Genomic DNA, 15,272 nt, shown 5'->3' on the forward strand with positions numbered 1-15,272 from the left:
TCCGGCGCAGGCCCGTGTGGCGCTAAGGAACCGAACCTTGTCGTTTCCCGGTTTGCAACCGGCCAGCCCCTGCGTATAGATAACAGCGACGACGCCCGGGACCGGGCCGGAAAGGTGCGCAGGTATACGGCTGACCCTCATCGGGAGCCGGGGCCTGCATCGTCAAAGAGATGGCCGGCCTGCTGCCGCCCCATTTTGCGACCTCCTTTTCATGAAATATGTAGGACAAGGGGGACCCCGCAGATGAACCAGACTTCCATGATTCTGACAGCGACCGTGGCGCTTGGCGCCGGTACGGGCATGGCCCACGCCCATCCCGGCCACCTCGCCGAAGCGGCGGGGCATGGCCACTGGCTGGGCGCGGCGGCGATCGGCGCAGCCATCGCCATCGGCCTTTGGGCCGGTCTGCGCGATAAGGCCAGGGATCGCGACGCCGAGGCAGACCCCGAGGAAGACCTGCAAGAAGCAGACGCTCGATGACGAAGACCGGCGTTATGATCTGCGGTCACGGCTCACGCAGCCAGACCGCCGTGGACGAATTCAGCGTGCTGGCCGAGAAACTGCCGGCCTATCTGCCCGATGATTGGGCGATGGAATATGGTTATCTCGAATTCGCCAATCCGGTGATCCGCGACGGGCTCGACCGGCTGCGCGCAGCAGGGTGCGACCGCATCCTTGCCGTGCCCGGCATGCTCTTTGCCGCGATGCATTCCAAGAACGACATCCCGACAGTGCTGAACACTTACGCCGCCCGGCACGGCATCGACATCCGCTATGGCCGCGAGTTGGGCGTCGATCCGCGAATGATCGCCGCCGCCGGTGCGCGTATCCAGCAGGCCGTGGACCGCGCCAATGCCGAACAGGGCGAGGTGGCGTTGCACGACACCTGCCTTGTGGTGATCGGGCGCGGCGCCTCTGACCCCGATGCCAATGCCAACGTGTCCAAGATCGCGCGCATGCTGCACGAAGGTCTCGGCTTTGGCTGGTGCGAAGTGGGCTATTCCGGTGTCACCTTTCCGCTGGTCGAGCCATGCCTGCAACATGTGGCGCGGCTGGGCTACAAACGGGTGATCGTGTTCCCCTATTTCCTGTTCTCCGGCATCCTGATCGACCGTATCTATGGCTTTACCGATCAGGTAGCCGCCGAACATCCCGCCATGCAGTTCGTCAAGGCCGGCTATCTGGGCGATCACCCCAAGGTGCTGGAAACCTTTGCCGCGCGCGTGACCGAACAGCTTGACGACGTACCGCCGCCCAATTGCGGAACCTGCCAGTACCGCACGCAGATCCTCGCCATTGAGGGTCAGGACGTGCGCAAGATCACCCCGGCAGAGCGTGCCGCCATCGCCAATGAGCGTGGCATCGGCCATCCGGCCTTCGGGGCCGCACCGCCGCCGACCTGCGTCCTGTGCAAGTATCGCACCGAAGTGCTGGGATTCGAGTCCGAAGTGGGTGCCGTTCAGGAAAGCCATCACCACCATGTCGAAGGCCAGGGCGCGTCGGCTCCGGGTTCGAACGTGGCCGACTGCGCGCTGTGCGATACTTTCTGTACCGGGGCCTGCCGCCTCGAAAACGCCGGACATCACCACCATCACCACGATCATGACCACCACCACCACCACCACGATCATCACCATGATCACTCTCATACCCATGATCACGCCCACCCGGTCTATCCTCATGCCGATCACCCGCTTGGGCCGATAAGCGCCCGCAAGACCCCCGCCTGAAGGCATCTTCTGGCCGGAAACATCCTCGCCCGCTGCCGACAGGCGGGTCTCCCCGCCAAGAGGGGAGGCCTCCAATGGCGGCCCCAAGACTGAAAGCCCGAATTTGCGCCCTTACGAGAAATCTCCATCCGCGATCTACGCGCAGAGCTTTGCCACCGTTCGCCGCGAGGCCCGGCTGGACCGGTTCGACGCGGGCATGGAAGCGCTGGCGGTGCGGCTCATTCATGCCTGTGGCATGGTTGAAGTTGCAGATCGACTGGCCTTCTCGGAAAATGCCTACGCGGCTGGCAACGCGGCGCTCGCAGCGGGTGCACCGGTGCTCTGCGATTGCGAGATGGTAGGCGCGGGTATCATCCGTCGATACTTGCCGAAAGATAATCAGATCATTGTCACCCTGAACGATTCGCGCGTGCGCGACATCGCCGCTGGTATAGGCAACACCCGATCGGCAGGGGCGGTCGAGCTTTGGGCTGATCATCTCGAGGGCGCGGTGGTGGCAATCGGCAACGCGCCCACGGCGCTTTTTCATCTTCTCGAACTGATAGATCAGGGCGCACCGCGTCCGGCGGTGATTCTGGGCTTCCCGGTGGGGTTCGTCGGCGCGGCAGAGAGCAAGGCAGAATTGGCCGCCAATCCGCGCGGCTGCGATTTCGTCGCCCTGCGCGGGCGGCGCGGCGGTTCGGCCATGGCGTCGGCGGCGGTCAACGCGCTGGCTGCGGGATTGCCGGAGGTTGCTGCATCATGACAAGATTTTTCGCGAAAAATTCTCATCAAGAAAATTCGGCGAATTTCCTTCACCCTATCGGAAAGTCCCTGCCATGACTGAGCCGTGGTTGCATATTGTCGGCATCGGGGAAGAGGGGCTGGCTGGCCTGCTGCCGGCCACCCGTGCCATCGTGGAAGCCGCCGAGGTGATCGTGGGCGGCGACCGGCATCATGATCTCTCATCTGCCATTGCCGCCGAACGCGTTGCCTGGCCTTCGCCCTTCGATGCCCTGATTGATATGCTGCGTGGTTTCAAGGGCCGCCGCGTGGTGGTGCTGGCCACCGGCGACCCGCTGTGGTTCTCGGTTGGTGCGCGGATCGGCCGTGCCATCGATCCGGCGGAAATCGTCTATCACCCACAGCTCAGCGCTTTTCAGCTTGCCGCCGCGCGCATGGGTTGGAGCCTCGCGGATGTGGAGACACTGACCGTGCATGGCCGCCCGGTCGAGCAGATGATCGCCTTTATCCAGCCCGGTGCGCGGCTGCTGATTCTGACCACCGGGGCGCAAACCCCGGCGCAGATCGCGGGCTTCTTGACCGAACGCGGCTTTGGCGGATCGAAGATGACCGTTCTGGCGGCGATGGGCGGGGAGCGCGAGGCGCGGTTCGACGGGACTGCGCAGGACTGGAACCATACGGTGCCCGCCTTCAACACGCTTGCGGTGGATTGCGTCGCGGCGCCTGATGCGGCCCTGTTGCCAAGGGTGCCGGGGCTGGCCGATGACATGTTCCGCCATGACGGCACGATGACCAAGCAGGAGGTGCGCGCCGCCACACTGGCCAAGCTGATGCCGATGCGCGGCGCGCTCTTGTGGGATATTGGCTGTGGTTGCGGCTCGGTCGCCGTGGAGTGGATGCGCGCCGCGCGTTACGCCCGCGCCATCGGGATCGAGCCGCGCGCCGATCGTCGGGCCATGGCGGCGGCCAATGCGCTGGCTCTGGGCACACCGCGTCTGGAACTGATCGAGGGCCAGGTGCCGGAGGCATTGACCGGGTTGGCGGCACCTGATGCGGTGTTCATCGGTGGCGGGTTGAGCATAGAAACCTTCGACGCCGCCTGGGAGGCGCTGCGCCCGCTGGGCCGCCTCGTCTGCAACGCGGTCACTCTGGAGAGCGAGGCCGTGCTTATCGCGCTGCACAAGGCGCATGGCGGACAGTTGGTGAAACTTCAGGTCAACCGCGCCGAGCCGGTGGGCAATCTGACCGGCTGGCGGCCATTGATGCCGGTCACGCAATGGAGCGTGATCAAGCGATGAATGTTGCGCCCGGAATTTCGACCAAAGCGCCCATATTACGCGGAGAGCCAGGTATTTTTGGAAAGATGAAAGCCAGGGGCGGGTTCGCCCCATGAGCGGTGTGCTTTACGGTGTCGGGCTGGGGCCGGGCGATCCGGAGTTGATGACACTGCGCGCGCATCGGCTGATTTCCGGGGCGCGTGTCGTGGCCTATCCGTCCCTGGCAGGCGGTACCAGCCTTGCCCGCGCCATCGCCGCGGCTGCGATTCCGGCGAGCGCCCGCGAGATTGTCATGGACGTGCCGATGACCACCGCCCGCGCGCCCGCCCAGGCCGCCTATGACAAGGGCGCGGCAGAGATCGTCGAAGTACTGCAGGCGGGCGAGGACGTGGTTTGCCTATGCGAGGGCGACCCGTTTTTCTATGGCTCGTTCATGTATCTCTTTGCCCGTCTGCGCGACCGGTTCAAGGTGGAGGTCGTGCCCGGCGTCACATCGGTAACCGCCTGTGCCGCGCTGGCCGGGATGCCATTGGCTGCGCGCAACGAGTGTCTCATGGTTCTGCCCGGCCCGTTGCCCGAGGCTGAACTGCGCGCGCGTATCGAAGGCTCCGAGAGCGTGGCGATCATGAAAGTGGGGCGCCACCTGCCCAAAGTACGCGCCGTCATAGAGGCGCTGGGCCTGACGGATCGCGCGGTCTACATCGAACGCGCCAGCCTGCCCCAAGAGGTGGTCTGTCCGCTGGCCGAAGCCCCTGACAGCGCGCCGTATTTTTCGATGATCCTGCTTACGAAAGGTGCCGATCCGTGGCTGTAAACCCCGTTGTTCTGGCGCTTGGCGCCTCTGGCGAAGCGACCGCGCACCGTGTCGCGGCATTGATCGGCGCGGCGGTGCACGGGCGCGAGGGCCGCGTGACACGCGCCGATGCGTTTTTTGCCAATGCGCTCGACCATGTACGTGATCTCTTTGCCGCGGGCGTGCCGATCATTGGCGTCTGCGCCTCGGGCATCCTGATCCGCGGCGTGGCCCCGCTCTTGTCGGACAAACGCACCGAGCCGCCGGTGGTATCGGTCAGCGATGATGGCGCGGTGGTGATTCCACTTCTGGGCGGGCATCGCGGTGCCAATCGGCTGGCGGCCGAGATTGCTGCCGGGCTGGGCGCGGTGGCGGCCGTGACGACGGCGGGCGATGTGGCAATGGGGGTGGCGCTCGATGTGCCGCCACCGGGTTACCGGCTGGCCAATCCCGAGGATGCCAGGGGCGCGATGGCGGCGATGCTGTCAGGGGCCGGCGTGCGCATCACCGGCGAAGCCATTTTCGATATCGCCGATACCGGCGGTGCGGTCGAGCTGGTCACTTGCGAAACGCCGCAGCAAGGGAGCGAGGCGCGGCTGGTCTACCATCCGCAACGCCACGTTCTGGGGCTGGGATGCGCGCGCAACGCCGACCCGGAGGAAATGTGGGAGCATGTCAGCGCCACGCTGGCGGAGGCGCAGATTGCGCCGGGCGCGGTGGCCTGTGTCGCGACGATCGATATCAAGGCGGACGAACCCGCGATGAACGTCGTGGCCGCGCGGCTGGGCGTGCCGCTGCGGCTCTTTTCCGCCGCGGAACTGGAGGCCCAGACACCGCATCTGGCGAACCCTTCGGACGTGGTCTTTGCCGAGGTGGGCTGTCACGGCGTCGCCGAAGGAGCCGCGCTGGCGGCAGGGGGCGTGCTGGTGGTGGAAAAGCGCAAGACTGCGACCACCACTTGTGCCGTCAGCCGGTGTGACGACGTGATCACCGCCATGCCGGGCCGCGCGCGCGGTCGGCTCAGCGTGGTCGGCATCGGCCCGGGCCAGGCGGCCTGGCGCACGCCCGAGGTGAGCCGCCTCATTGCCGATGCCGAGGAACTGGTGGGGTATGGGCTGTACATCGATCTTCTGGGGCCTTTGGCCGCTGGCAAGACGCGCCGCGACTTCCCGCTGGGCGGCGAAGAGGCGAGGTGTCGCTATGCCTTGGAACAGGCCGCTTTGGGCAAGGCTGTTGCGTTGGTTTGTTCAGGTGATGCAGGCATTTACGCGATGGGGGCTCTGGTCTTTGAACTGCTGGATCGCGGGCCGGATGAACATGGCGTGTCGGATGCGGCGCACCGGGTCGAGGTGGTTTGCTCTCCCGGTGTCTCGGCGCTGCAGGGGGCGGCGGCCCGGGCCGGTGCGCCGCTGGGGCATGATTTCTGCACGATTTCCCTGAGCGACCTGCTGACGCCGCGCGCCGATATCCTGCGCAGGTTGCAGGCGGCGGCAGAGGGCGATTTCGTCATTGCCTTCTACAACCCGGTCAGCAAGTCCCGCCGCACGCTGCTGGCCGAGGCGCGCGATATCCTGTTGCAGCATCGTCCCGCCGATACGCCGGTGATGCTGGCCAGTTCGCTGGGGCGTCCCGAAGAACATGTGCGCTATCGCCGGCTTGACCAGTTGGAGGTCGATGAGGTGGACATGCTGACCGTTGTCTTGGTCGGATCAAGCAATTCCCGGCTGGCGCAGCTGGGTGAAGGGCCACGCATGTTCACGCCGCGCGGCTATGCGCGCAAAATCGACGGCGATCTGGCGGAGGAGACGCGTATTTTTGACAAAGAAGAAGGTGGGGCGCTGTGACAGTCTATTTCATCGGTGCCGGTCCGGGGGATCCCGAGCTGTTGACGCTCAAGGCGCAGCGCATCATCGGGGCCTGCCCCGTCTGCCTTTACGCTGGCAGTCTGGTGCCGCCCGAAGTGGTGGCCTGCGCGCCCGAAGGTGCCCGTGTGATGGACACCGCCGCGATGACACTCGATGACACGCACGCCGAGATCCTGGCCGCCCATGCGCGTGGCCAGGACGTGGCGCGGGTGCATTCGGGCGATCCGTCGCTCTACGGGGCGATCGCCGAACAGATCCGGCGGCTGCGCAGCGATGGGATCGACTACCAGATCATCCCCGGTGTGCCAGCCTATGCGGCCGCGGCGGCGGCGCTTGGGCAGGAGCTGACCGTGCCCGAAGTGGCGCAGTCGATCATCCTTACCCGGGTGTCGATGAAATCGACCTCGATGCCCGATGGCGAGACGCTGGAGAATTTCGCCCGCACCGGCGCGACGCTGGCGATTCATCTGGGGGTACGGAACCTGCGCGAGATTTCCCGCGTGCTGACGCCCTATTACGGTGCGGATTGCCCGGTGGTGGTGGCTTACCGCGTCGGCTGGCCGGATCAGATGTTCATCCGTGGCACGCTAAGCGACATTCAGGCCAAGGTGCGCAGCCAGAAGATCACCCGCACGGCGCTGACCCTTGTCGGCCCGGTGCTGGGAGAGGTGCGCGACTTCCGCGACAGCGCGCTCTATGACCCCCAGATTCCGCATGTGCTGCGCCCGAAAGTGGCGGCAATCGAGTAATTTTTGCGGGTTTTACAAAACCTTGACTTGATTGGAATAGAGAATCGGCCATCCTTGACGCAATTTGCAGGAGGGGGATTCTGCCATGACCACCCATTTACCGGCCGATGTGCAGGCCGGGCTGGATGCCGCGCGCAACGCGGCGCTGCTGAAATCGCAGCGGCTGAGGATTGTCGCGGACGATACGAGCTACCGGGTGCGGCGCATCTGGGCTGACGGCTTTTCTGTGGCTGCTGACGATGCTCCGCCGCCGCGTGGTCTGGTCGAGCTTTATGACGGGTCGCGCCACCTTGCGCATTGTCTGATCATGGCCTCGGGCGCAGAGGATGGTGAAATCTTTTTCGATTTCAAACAGCGTTCGGATGTCTCGGGCGGTCAGCCGCTGGATTTTGTGCGCGCACCGGATGCCCCGGTCGCGCTGATCGAAAAGGACGGCTGACGCGCTCCGTTACTGCAGATCAGAGAATGCCGCGCGCAGCCGGTCCGTGGCCTCGGTCAGGCGTGCCTTTGGCAGGGCGAGGTTGAACCGCATGCACTGCTCACCGCCGGTGCCGAAATCGGCGCCCATGTTGGGTGCAAGACGTGCCCCCTGTTTGACCCGCTTCGTGACTTCCTCCATCGACATGCCCGTATTGGTGAAATCAACCCACGCCAGATAGGTCGATTGCATCGGCATGGCCGAAAGGCCGGGGATTTCGGCGACGGCCCCGCGAAATATCTGCTGGTTGGTATCGAGATAGCGCACCAGCGCATCGACCCATGCCGCGCCACGCGGGCTGTAGGCCGCCTGCGTCAGCACTACGCCCAGCAGGTTGGGCGATACGTCGAGGGCGCGGTAGACGTCGGCAAACCGCGCGCGCAAGCCTTCGTCCGCGATGGTGACAAGGCCAAGCCGCGAACCGGCAATGTTGAACGTCTTGGAAGCCGAAGTCAGCATGATCAGCCGGTCCGACACCTCGGGGACCGCGACCGCCATCGGGATGTGTTTCTGGTCAGGGTAGATCAGATCGTGATGGATCTCGTCCGAGATCAACAGCAGATCGTGGCGCACGCAGAAGGCCGCCAGCGCCTGCAACTCCTCGCGCGACCAGACCCGGCCCGCGGGATTGTGTGGCGAACAGAACAGCACCGCGCGTTCGCGCCCGCTGAGCGAGGCTTCCAGCGCGTCGAGGTCCATGCGGTAGACGCCGTCTTGGATCACCAGCGGGCTTTCCTTCACCACGCGCTTGCCCTTGGCGATCTTCCTGGCGAACTCGTGATAGACGGGGGAAAAGATGATCACCTCGTCGCCCGGCTCGGTAAAGGCCTGCAGGGCCATCGCGATACCGTTGCCCAGCCCGTATGTCGAGAACATCGCGTCCGGCTCCGCTGTCCAGCCGTGGCGCTCGCGCATCCACCAGGCGGCGGCATCCTTCATCTCGGCCTCGCCGGTGAAATAGCCATAGTTGGCCTTGTCCAGCAGCCCCTGCACCGCTTCCTGCAGGAAATCTGGCGCGGCAAAATCCATATCGGCAACCCACATGGCGATGGCATCCTCGGCGCCCACGCCCGTGGCGGCCTCCATCATATCCCATTTGCTGCTGTTGCTGCCCCGGCGGTCGATAATCTGGTCGAAACTCATGTACACGCGATCCTCTGGTATTTCCCGGGGCAAGCTAGCCGATTGACGTCTGGGCGCAAGCCCGTTGCAGAGCCAGCCCGCATGTCCTACATGAACGGCCATGAAAATGCCGATCCTCATCCATCCCGATCCACGCCTTAAAAAGGTCTGCACCCCCGTGGGTGACCTCTCGGATGCGCTGCGCCGCCTGGCGGACGACATGCTTGAAACGATGTATGACGCGCCGGGCATCGGTCTGGCCGCACCGCAAGTGGGCGTGACCGAGCGGCTGATCGTGCTTGATTGCGTCAAGGAAGAGGGCCAGGCACCACGGCCCACGATCATGTTCAATCCCGAGATCACGGCCCGCTCCGAGGCGACCAACGTCTACGAGGAAGGCTGCCTGTCGATCCCCGATCAATTTGCCGAGATCACCCGTCCTGCGGAGGTCGAACTGCGCTGGATCGATCGCGACGGCAACGAGCAGAGCGCGGGGTTCGATGGCCTCTGGGCGACCTGCGTGCAGCACGAGATCGACCATCTCGACGGCAAGCTCTTCATCGACTACCTGGGCCCGATGAAGCGGCAGCTGATCACCCGGCGCATGCAAAAGCTGAAACGCGACAAGGCGCGGGCCTGAGCCGGTGCCGGTACGCCGCTGCCTGCCATGGCCGGACAAGCGCCTGCGCACCGCAGCCGCGCCCGTCGAGGCCATTGACGACGAAGTGCGCGGCATCTGGGCCGACATGATCGACACGATGGAGGCCATGCCGGGCGTTGGCCTCGCCGCGCCGCAGATCGGCGTGATGCTGCAACTGGCGGTGGTTGATGCCTCTGAAACCCGCGATCAGGCGGTGCGCATGGCCAACCCCGAAGTGTTGCACGCCAGCGTGACGCTGCGACGCCATATCGAGGCCAGCCCGAACCTGCCCGGCGTTTCGGCCCCGGTCGAGCGGCCCCGGGCCGTCACCGTGCGGTTTCTCAATGCCGAAGGCGAGATCGAAGAGCGCGATTTTGTCGGGCTGTGGGCCACGTCGGTGCAACACCAGATCGACCATCTGGCGGGGCGGATGTATTTTGATCGTCTGAGCAAGGTCAAACGCGACATGCTGCTGCGAAAGGCGCGGAAATACAGCTGAGCGTCTCGCGGTTTGTGACCGTCGGATTTGAGTATTTCTAGCAAAATGAAGCGCAGTTTCCATTTTTCATTTTGCCAAAAATACTCATAACTGACGGTGAAGCCAGAACCAGACGCCGGGGGAACGATGCGGATCATCTTCATGGGAACGCCCGATTTTTCGGTGCCGGTGCTGGAGGCGCTGGTGGCCGCTGGCCACGAGGTCGCTGCGGTCTACTGTCAGCCGCCCCGGCCTGCGGGACGTGGCAAGAAGGACAGGCCGACGCCGGTGCATGCGCGCGCCGCAGAGCTCGGGCTCGAGGTGCGCCACCCGGTCAGTCTGAAACCGGCCGAGGTGCAGGCTGACTTTGCTGCGCTCAATGCCGATGTCGCGGTGGTCGTGGCCTACGGGCTGATCCTGCCGCAGGCGGTGCTGGATACGCCAGCGCGAGGCTGTCTGAACATTCATGCCTCGCTGTTGCCACGCTGGCGCGGCGCGGCACCGATCCACCGCGCGATCATGGCAGGCGACGCCCAGACCGGGGTTTGCATCATGCAGATGGAGGCAGGGCTCGACACCGGGCCGGTGCTGTTGCGCGAGGCGACGGCCATCGGGGCCGAGGAAACCACCGGCGCGCTGCATGACCGTCTGTCGCAGATCGGTGCCCGGCTGATCTGCCAGGCGCTGGAGCAATTGGACACCCTCTTGCCACAGCCGCAAGCGGAGGACGGTGTCACCTATGCAAAAAAGATCGACAAGGCCGAGGCCCGCGTCGACTGGGCGTGGCGCGCAGCAGAGGTGGACCGGCATATTCGGGGCCTGTCGCCCTTTCCCGGCGCGTGGTGCGAGATGGATGGCGCACGGGTCAAGTTGCTGGGTTCAAGGCTGGGGCAGGGGTGCGGTGCGCCCGGCGAGGTGCTGGATGATGCGCTGACAGTGGCCTGCGGCCAAGGCGCTGTGCAGCTTTTGCGCTTGCAACGGGCCGGTGCGCGCGCGCAGGATCGCGAGACGTTCCTGCGTGGCCATCCGGTGCCGCGCGGCACGCGGCTCTGAGGCGTCTTGCAGATGGTCCAAGGCAGGGATCAAATGCGAGACGGCCACAAATTCTGAAAGGCTTCACGCAGGGGGGCGACGATGTTTCCAGTTCTGATCGGTACGGTGGTGATCGCGGGCATCGTTGGCTACGTGTCGGAGAAATCCGGCTTTACCCGCAATGGCTACCTGCAATCGATCATCATCTGCGTCGGTGGCGCCTTCCTGTTTTACTTCGTGCGGATCATGTTCGGCCTGCGTATTGGCGCGCCCGGGGTGGACGCGATCCTGTCCGCGATCGGCGCGCTGATCATCGTGCCGACTCATTGGCGTGGCGGGGGTCGTCGGTGATGTTATTGCAGCCCTGTCATGCCGTCTTGGCGAAGGCGCCCCGCCGGGCGGATGAGCGGCGGCGAGGCGCGCGCTGATGCCCATAGTCGCACTCATCATCATCGGTGCCGCCGCCGGGTTTCTCGCCACGCGGCTGATGCGGCTTGAGACGGATATCGTCACCACGGTCGGAATCGGCATTCTCGGCGCGGTCATCGGCGGGGTGCTATTGCGCTTTGCGGCGACCGTGATGGGCTTGCTCGGCGGCTTTGTCGGTGCGGTTCTGGGCGCGATGCTGTTGATCTGGTTGTGGAAAACCTACTGGCGGCGCAAGTAGCGTCTTACGCGCGGGGCGGGCGGCTGCGATAGACCGGCAGCGACCAGCCAAAGGTCAGCGAACCGGCCCGCAGCGCCCATGTCACCACGCCGCAGCCGATCAGGACGTGGCTCTGCTCGAACCCCCAGGCATCCATCCCCACCGCCAGCGCCGCGCCGGCAAAGGCCGCGCTGACATAGAGCTCGCCCTGCCTTAGCACCAGGGGCACCTCGCCAACGACCACGTCACGCATCAGCCCGCCCATGCAGCCGGTCGTCATCCCCATCAGCACCACCACCAGCGGTGACTGCTCCATGAGAAGCGCCACAGCAACACCTGCGGGCACGGCAACGGCCAGCGCAAAGCTGTCGAGCCAGAGCAGCCAGCGATAGCGGCTCTCGACCAGATGCGCGGTGAAAAACACCAGCAGCGCCGCTGCCACCGCGATCACGATACTGGTCGGATCGGCAATCCAGAAGATCGGGTCGCGCGCCAGCATCATGTCGCGCAGGGTGCCGCCACCCACCGCCGTCAGGCAGGCGAAAAAGGCAAAGCCTACCAGATCCAGCTGCGCGCGGCTGGCCACCAGCGCGCCGGTCAGCGCAAAGATCAGCACCGACGAATAGTCGAGGAAGGACAGCGCGGTCATCCGGCATCTCTCGTCGAGGATTTGAACGGCGCCATGCCCGCACGGGCCAGTTCGTCCGCGCGTTCGTTCTCGGGATGTCCAGCATGGCCTTTGACCCATTCCCAGGTCACGTCATGGCGTGCCTGTGCCGCATCCAACCGCTGCCACAACTCGGCGTTTTTCACCGGCTTTCTCGCCGCCGTGCGCCAGCCGTTGCGCTTCCAGCCGTGGATCCAGCCGGTGACGCCATTCTTGACGTATTGGCTGTCGGTCACGATCGTCAGCTTGCTGGGCCGTTTCAGCGCCTCCAGCGCGCTGATCGCCGCCATCAGCTCCATCTGGTTGTTGGTGGTCTCCGCAGCTCCGCCGTTCAGTTCGCGTTGCTTGACCACGGCATCGCCGCGCATCGCGCGCATCAGCACACCCCAGCCGCCCGGCCCGGGGTTGCCCGAACAGGCCCCGTCTGTATAGGCAATCAGATCAACCATCGGCCGCAATCACCACCCAGGGGGCCACGGTGCCGTCCAGTCCGGAATCGGCCCCGGTCCATTGGCCGCGCGGGGTGAACCCGGCGGCGGTCAGAAGCTCCGTCAATTCTTCTTCCTCGTAATAGGTATATAGCCGTCCGAGCCCGTCGCGCTGCGCGCCGCTGCCGGTCTTGACACCGATATGGAACCGTCCACCGGGCTTCAACGCGGTCCGCAGTGCTGCCAGATGCGTGGGCATCGCGCTGCGCGGAGCATGCAGCAGGCTGAAATTGGCCCAGATCCCGTCATAGAGCTCGACGCCCGCGATCTCGTCGAATGTCGCGATCCAGGCGGTCACGCCGGGATGCGCCGCTGCCGCCAGATCCACCATCTCGGGCACTGCGTCCGTTGCATCCACCACCAGCCCTGCCTGCGCCATCCGCGCCGCTGCCGTGCCCGGCCCGCAGCCGAGGTCCAGCACCCGCCCGCCGGGCGGAATGTCGGCAATGAACCGGGCCAGATGCGGATCATCGCCGATGTTGTCGGTAAAGGAGGCATAGCGCGCCGCCTGCGCTCCGTACACGCCGAGGGTTTCGTCATCGGCACTCATAGAAACACTCCGATGCCGAGACAGGTCAGCACCACCGCCGTCAACGGCACCCGCAGGGCCATCCACCAGTCCGGCGCGGCCCCATGATGCCAGAACAACCAGTCGAGCCCCAGCAGCCCGGCAAACCCCACCATCAAGGAAATGCCCGCACCGGTCGGCCCGCCCGCCGTCATGAAAAACGCCCAAAGGGCAGGGATCACTGCCAGCGCGTAACCCGTCGTCGCCTGAGCGTCCTGCAGCTTCGTGGCAAACCCCCAGAGCACCCCGGACATGAAGCTGAGGATGATCGCGCCGTAAAACAGCATCACGTAAGGCCCGACAAAACGCCCGCCCACGGTCTGCGCCGTCCAGAGCGCCAGATCCGGCAGCAGCACGGTCACCGCTCCCCACAAGAACGGAATCAGCCCCGCGAGGCTCAGCAGCAGGGCAGAGCGCGGGATCATCATGTCGCAGGCTCCAGCGCCAGACGCACGACAAGTGCGGCAAAGAGTGCCGCGAAACTGTGGCTCAGCCAGCGCATCGCCCGGTCGCGCGCAGTGATCAGGAATTGCGGGTTCACGCCGGCACCCGCAACACGCGCGGCACCTTGAATTCGACATTCTCGACCGCTGTCTCGACCTGCCGGATCGTCACGTCATAACGCGCCTTCAGGGCGTCGATCACCTCGTTCACCAAGATCTCGGGCGCCGACGCGCCAGCGGTCAGCCCAAGGCTGCGCATCCCCTCCAGCGCGCGCCAGTCGATATCACCCGCACGCTGCACCAGTTGCGCATAGCTGCACCCCGCGCGCGCGCCCACTTCGACCAGACGCCGCGAATTGGAAGAGTTTGGCGCGCCCACCACCAGCATCGCGTCGACCTCGCTGGCCATTGCCTTGACTGCTTCTTGCCGGTTGGTGGTGGCGTAACAGATGTCTTCCTTGTGCGGCCCGCGAATGGTCGGAAATCGCGCCTTGAGTGCGGCGACGATGTCGGCAGTGTCATCGACCGAAAGCGTGGTCTGCGTGACATAGGCCAATGCCGTCTCGTCGCGCACGTTCAGGCCCGCCACATCCTCGGCGGTCTCGACCAGCAGCACCGCGCCGGGTGGTAGCTGACCCATCGTGCCGATGGTCTCGGGGTGGCCATCATGGCCGATCATGATGATCTGCAGCCCGGCCTCGTGGTGGCGCTCGGCCTCCACATGCACCTTGCTGACCAGTGGGCAGGTGGCATCGACATAGATCATCTCGCGGCGCGCGGCCTCGGCGGGCACCGCCTTGGGCACGCCATGCGCGGAAAAGATGACCGGGCGGTCCGTGGGGCAATCTTCCAGTTCCTCGACGAACACGGCGCCCTTGGCGCGCAGGTCATCTACCACGTATTTGTTGTGCACGATCTCGTGGCGCACATAGACCGGACGGCCCCATTTCTCCAACGCCATTTCGACGATCTTGATGGCCCGGTCCACGCCCGCGCAGAACCCGCGCGGCGCGGCCAGATAGAGGGTTAGGGGCGGCTTGGTCATCACATATCTCCTGTCGCGCCAGAGGTAGGGCCTAACCTTGGCGAGGTAAACCGCCGGGCGGCGGATTTTCCCGACGGTTCAGTATCCGCCTGCCTTGTGGCCAAAGAAAACCTTGGTCAAATCCTCGGTCACGTCCCATGTCACGCGCGTGCCGTCGCGGACGAAATGGCTGTCATTCGGCTCCAGATCATAGGTCTTGCCGCTGGCATGGTCGGTCAGGCGGCACCGCCCCGAAAGGATCGTCATCAACTCGTCGCCCTGTTCGGTGCAATCAAAGCTGCCCACCGTGCAGCGCCAGATCCCCAGCCGCGTCGCATGACCCGGCCCGCCCGCATCAATGCGGCCCGAGCAGCGCGGGTTGCCCGCGCGGATCACATAGGCGCTAGCGGGGTTGTCGAAAGGCCAGTCTTCCAGAGGGCCGACATCGTCGCCCGGACGGTAGGGGATCATGAGCGTGGCTCCGGTCATTCGAATAAGTACGGGCACCCTACACGGATTCCGCGCCGCGCCCAGTGGCATGCTTGACAC

20 protein-coding genes are annotated in these 15,272 nt (G+C 65.1%); 13 read left to right on the plus strand and 7 right to left on the minus strand.

The genetic code is table 11. The features are described 5' to 3' along the window. Window positions 1–243: 243 nt before the first annotated feature. From O3306_RS13355 to O3306_RS13390, 8 genes are all read left to right on the plus strand, one after another. The gene (locus O3306_RS13355; protein WP_272008133.1) at window positions 244–480 is read left to right on the plus strand and encodes a DUF6732 family protein; all 237 of its coding nucleotides are present in this window, start codon (window positions 244–246) and stop codon (window positions 478–480) included. Then, window positions 477–1,730 (plus strand): sirohydrochlorin chelatase, encoded by a 1,254-nt coding sequence (locus tag O3306_RS13360; RefSeq protein WP_272008135.1) that lies wholly within the window; start codon window positions 477–479, stop codon window positions 1,728–1,730. The genes O3306_RS13355 and O3306_RS13360 overlap by 4 nt, the downstream gene beginning before the upstream one ends. Before the next feature lie 103 nt (window positions 1,731–1,833). Next, a complete protein-coding gene (locus O3306_RS13365; RefSeq protein WP_272008137.1) occupies window positions 1,834–2,475 on the plus strand; it encodes a precorrin-8X methylmutase in 642 nt (213 codons plus the stop codon). Between the two features lie 73 nt (window positions 2,476–2,548). Next, window positions 2,549–3,751 carry a precorrin-6y C5,15-methyltransferase (decarboxylating) subunit CbiE gene (gene cbiE, locus O3306_RS13370; RefSeq protein WP_272008139.1) on the plus strand — a complete coding sequence of 401 codons (1,203 nt, stop codon included), beginning with the start codon at window positions 2,549–2,551 and terminating at the stop codon, window positions 3,749–3,751. A 91-nt stretch (window positions 3,752–3,842) separates the two neighbouring features. Further along, window positions 3,843–4,544, plus strand: a complete 702-nt coding sequence (gene cobI / locus O3306_RS13375) for a precorrin-2 C(20)-methyltransferase (RefSeq protein ID WP_272008141.1) — start codon at window positions 3,843–3,845, stop codon at window positions 4,542–4,544. Then, window positions 4,535–6,367 carry a precorrin-3B C(17)-methyltransferase gene (gene cobJ / locus O3306_RS13380; protein WP_272008143.1) on the plus strand — a complete coding sequence of 611 codons (1,833 nt, stop codon included), beginning with the start codon at window positions 4,535–4,537 and terminating at the stop codon, window positions 6,365–6,367. Before cobI ends, cobJ begins: the two co-directional genes overlap by 10 nt. Next, the gene (gene cobM, locus O3306_RS13385; RefSeq protein WP_272008144.1) at window positions 6,364–7,137 is read left to right on the plus strand and encodes a precorrin-4 C(11)-methyltransferase; all 774 of its coding nucleotides are present in this window, start codon (window positions 6,364–6,366) and stop codon (window positions 7,135–7,137) included. The genes cobJ and cobM overlap by 4 nt, the downstream gene beginning before the upstream one ends. 85 nt (window positions 7,138–7,222) lie before the next feature. Continuing rightward, window positions 7,223–7,576: a hypothetical protein gene (locus O3306_RS13390; RefSeq protein WP_272008146.1), complete on the plus strand. Its 354-nt coding sequence runs from the start codon at window positions 7,223–7,225 to the stop codon at window positions 7,574–7,576. A gap of 9 nt (window positions 7,577–7,585) precedes the next feature. On the opposite strand, the gene O3306_RS13395 is transcribed toward O3306_RS13390, so the two are convergent. Further along, window positions 7,586–8,758, minus strand: a complete 1,173-nt coding sequence (locus tag O3306_RS13395) for a MalY/PatB family protein (RefSeq protein ID WP_272008147.1) — start codon at window positions 8,756–8,758, stop codon at window positions 7,586–7,588. 100 nt (window positions 8,759–8,858) lie between these two features. On the opposite strand from O3306_RS13395, the gene def (O3306_RS13400) reads away from it, so the two are divergent. From def (O3306_RS13400) to O3306_RS13420, 5 genes are all read left to right on the plus strand, one after another. Beyond that, window positions 8,859–9,377, plus strand: a complete 519-nt coding sequence (def, locus tag O3306_RS13400; protein ID WP_272008149.1) for a peptide deformylase — start codon at window positions 8,859–8,861, stop codon at window positions 9,375–9,377. 4 nt (window positions 9,378–9,381) lie between these two features. Continuing rightward, the gene (def, locus tag O3306_RS13405; RefSeq protein ID WP_272008151.1) at window positions 9,382–9,876 is read left to right on the plus strand and encodes a peptide deformylase; all 495 of its coding nucleotides are present in this window, start codon (window positions 9,382–9,384) and stop codon (window positions 9,874–9,876) included. A gap of 126 nt (window positions 9,877–10,002) precedes the next feature. Next, the gene (gene fmt / locus O3306_RS13410) at window positions 10,003–10,908 is read left to right on the plus strand and encodes a methionyl-tRNA formyltransferase (protein WP_272008206.1); all 906 of its coding nucleotides are present in this window, start codon (window positions 10,003–10,005) and stop codon (window positions 10,906–10,908) included. 81 nt (window positions 10,909–10,989) lie between these two features. Continuing rightward, window positions 10,990–11,238: a hypothetical protein gene (locus O3306_RS13415; protein WP_272008153.1), complete on the plus strand. Its 249-nt coding sequence runs from the start codon at window positions 10,990–10,992 to the stop codon at window positions 11,236–11,238. 76 nt (window positions 11,239–11,314) lie between these two features. Next, window positions 11,315–11,554 (plus strand): GlsB/YeaQ/YmgE family stress response membrane protein, encoded by a 240-nt coding sequence (locus O3306_RS13420; protein ID WP_272008155.1) that lies wholly within the window; start codon window positions 11,315–11,317, stop codon window positions 11,552–11,554. A 4-nt stretch (window positions 11,555–11,558) separates the two neighbouring features. Here the strand turns inward: O3306_RS13420 and O3306_RS13425 are convergent, their stop codons facing one another. The 6 genes from O3306_RS13425 to O3306_RS13450 form a co-directional block, all read right to left on the minus strand. Beyond that, the gene (locus O3306_RS13425; protein WP_272008157.1) at window positions 11,559–12,182 is read right to left on the minus strand and encodes a trimeric intracellular cation channel family protein; all 624 of its coding nucleotides are present in this window, start codon (window positions 12,180–12,182) and stop codon (window positions 11,559–11,561) included. Continuing rightward, on the minus strand, window positions 12,179–12,649 hold the full coding sequence (rnhA, locus tag O3306_RS13430) for a ribonuclease HI (protein WP_272008159.1): 471 nt from the start codon (window positions 12,647–12,649) through the stop codon (window positions 12,179–12,181). Before rnhA ends, O3306_RS13425 begins: the two co-directional genes overlap by 4 nt. Continuing rightward, the gene (locus tag O3306_RS13435) at window positions 12,642–13,238 is read right to left on the minus strand and encodes a class I SAM-dependent methyltransferase (protein ID WP_272008160.1); all 597 of its coding nucleotides are present in this window, start codon (window positions 13,236–13,238) and stop codon (window positions 12,642–12,644) included. The genes rnhA and O3306_RS13435 overlap by 8 nt, the downstream gene beginning before the upstream one ends. Continuing rightward, window positions 13,235–13,681 (minus strand): DUF3429 domain-containing protein, encoded by a 447-nt coding sequence (locus O3306_RS13440; RefSeq protein ID WP_272008208.1) that lies wholly within the window; start codon window positions 13,679–13,681, stop codon window positions 13,235–13,237. The genes O3306_RS13435 and O3306_RS13440 overlap by 4 nt, the downstream gene beginning before the upstream one ends. 112 nt (window positions 13,682–13,793) lie before the next feature. Further along, window positions 13,794–14,744 (minus strand): 4-hydroxy-3-methylbut-2-enyl diphosphate reductase, encoded by a 951-nt coding sequence (gene ispH, locus O3306_RS13445; protein ID WP_272008163.1) that lies wholly within the window; start codon window positions 14,742–14,744, stop codon window positions 13,794–13,796. Window positions 14,745–14,822: 78 nt separating this feature from the next. Continuing rightward, complete coding sequence (locus O3306_RS13450; protein ID WP_272008165.1) at window positions 14,823–15,194, minus strand: cupin domain-containing protein; 372 nt, start codon at window positions 15,192–15,194, stop codon at window positions 14,823–14,825. Window positions 15,195–15,272: the final 78 nt, after the last annotated feature.

It is taken from the genome of Roseovarius sp. ZX-A-9, assembly GCF_028369135.1.
Taxonomy (GTDB): domain Bacteria; phylum Pseudomonadota; class Alphaproteobacteria; order Rhodobacterales; family Rhodobacteraceae; genus Roseovarius.

What these genes read in the sequence shown, in the direction of transcription:
- O3306_RS13390 (WP_272008146.1), top strand. Translation starts at nt 7,223, where the DNA reads ATGACCACCCATTTACCGGCCGATGTGCAGGCCGGGCTGGATGCCGCG.
- O3306_RS13360 (WP_272008135.1), top strand. Translation starts at nt 477, where the DNA reads ATGACGAAGACCGGCGTTATGATCTGCGGTCACGGCTCACGCAGCCAG.
- def (WP_272008149.1), top strand. Translation starts at nt 8,859, where the DNA reads ATGAAAATGCCGATCCTCATCCATCCCGATCCACGCCTTAAAAAGGTC.
- O3306_RS13440 (WP_272008208.1), bottom strand. Translation starts at nt 13,681, where the DNA reads ATGATCCCGCGCTCTGCCCTGCTGCTGAGCCTCGCGGGGCTGATTCCG.
- ispH (WP_272008163.1), bottom strand. Translation starts at nt 14,744, where the DNA reads ATGACCAAGCCGCCCCTAACCCTCTATCTGGCCGCGCCGCGCGGGTTC.
- O3306_RS13420 (WP_272008155.1), top strand. Translation starts at nt 11,315, where the DNA reads ATGCCCATAGTCGCACTCATCATCATCGGTGCCGCCGCCGGGTTTCTC.
- rnhA (WP_272008159.1), bottom strand. Translation starts at nt 12,649, where the DNA reads ATGGTTGATCTGATTGCCTATACAGACGGGGCCTGTTCGGGCAACCCC.
- O3306_RS13425 (WP_272008157.1), bottom strand. Translation starts at nt 12,182, where the DNA reads ATGACCGCGCTGTCCTTCCTCGACTATTCGTCGGTGCTGATCTTTGCG.
- cbiE (WP_272008139.1), top strand. Translation starts at nt 2,549, where the DNA reads ATGACTGAGCCGTGGTTGCATATTGTCGGCATCGGGGAAGAGGGGCTG.
- cobI (WP_272008141.1), top strand. Translation starts at nt 3,843, where the DNA reads ATGAGCGGTGTGCTTTACGGTGTCGGGCTGGGGCCGGGCGATCCGGAG.
- fmt (WP_272008206.1), top strand. Translation starts at nt 10,003, where the DNA reads ATGCGGATCATCTTCATGGGAACGCCCGATTTTTCGGTGCCGGTGCTG.
- O3306_RS13395 (WP_272008147.1), bottom strand. Translation starts at nt 8,758, where the DNA reads ATGAGTTTCGACCAGATTATCGACCGCCGGGGCAGCAACAGCAGCAAA.
- O3306_RS13355 (WP_272008133.1), top strand. Translation starts at nt 244, where the DNA reads ATGAACCAGACTTCCATGATTCTGACAGCGACCGTGGCGCTTGGCGCC.
- O3306_RS13415 (WP_272008153.1), top strand. Translation starts at nt 10,990, where the DNA reads ATGTTTCCAGTTCTGATCGGTACGGTGGTGATCGCGGGCATCGTTGGC.
- O3306_RS13450 (WP_272008165.1), bottom strand. Translation starts at nt 15,194, where the DNA reads ATGATCCCCTACCGTCCGGGCGACGATGTCGGCCCTCTGGAAGACTGG.
- O3306_RS13435 (WP_272008160.1), bottom strand. Translation starts at nt 13,238, where the DNA reads ATGAGTGCCGATGACGAAACCCTCGGCGTGTACGGAGCGCAGGCGGCG.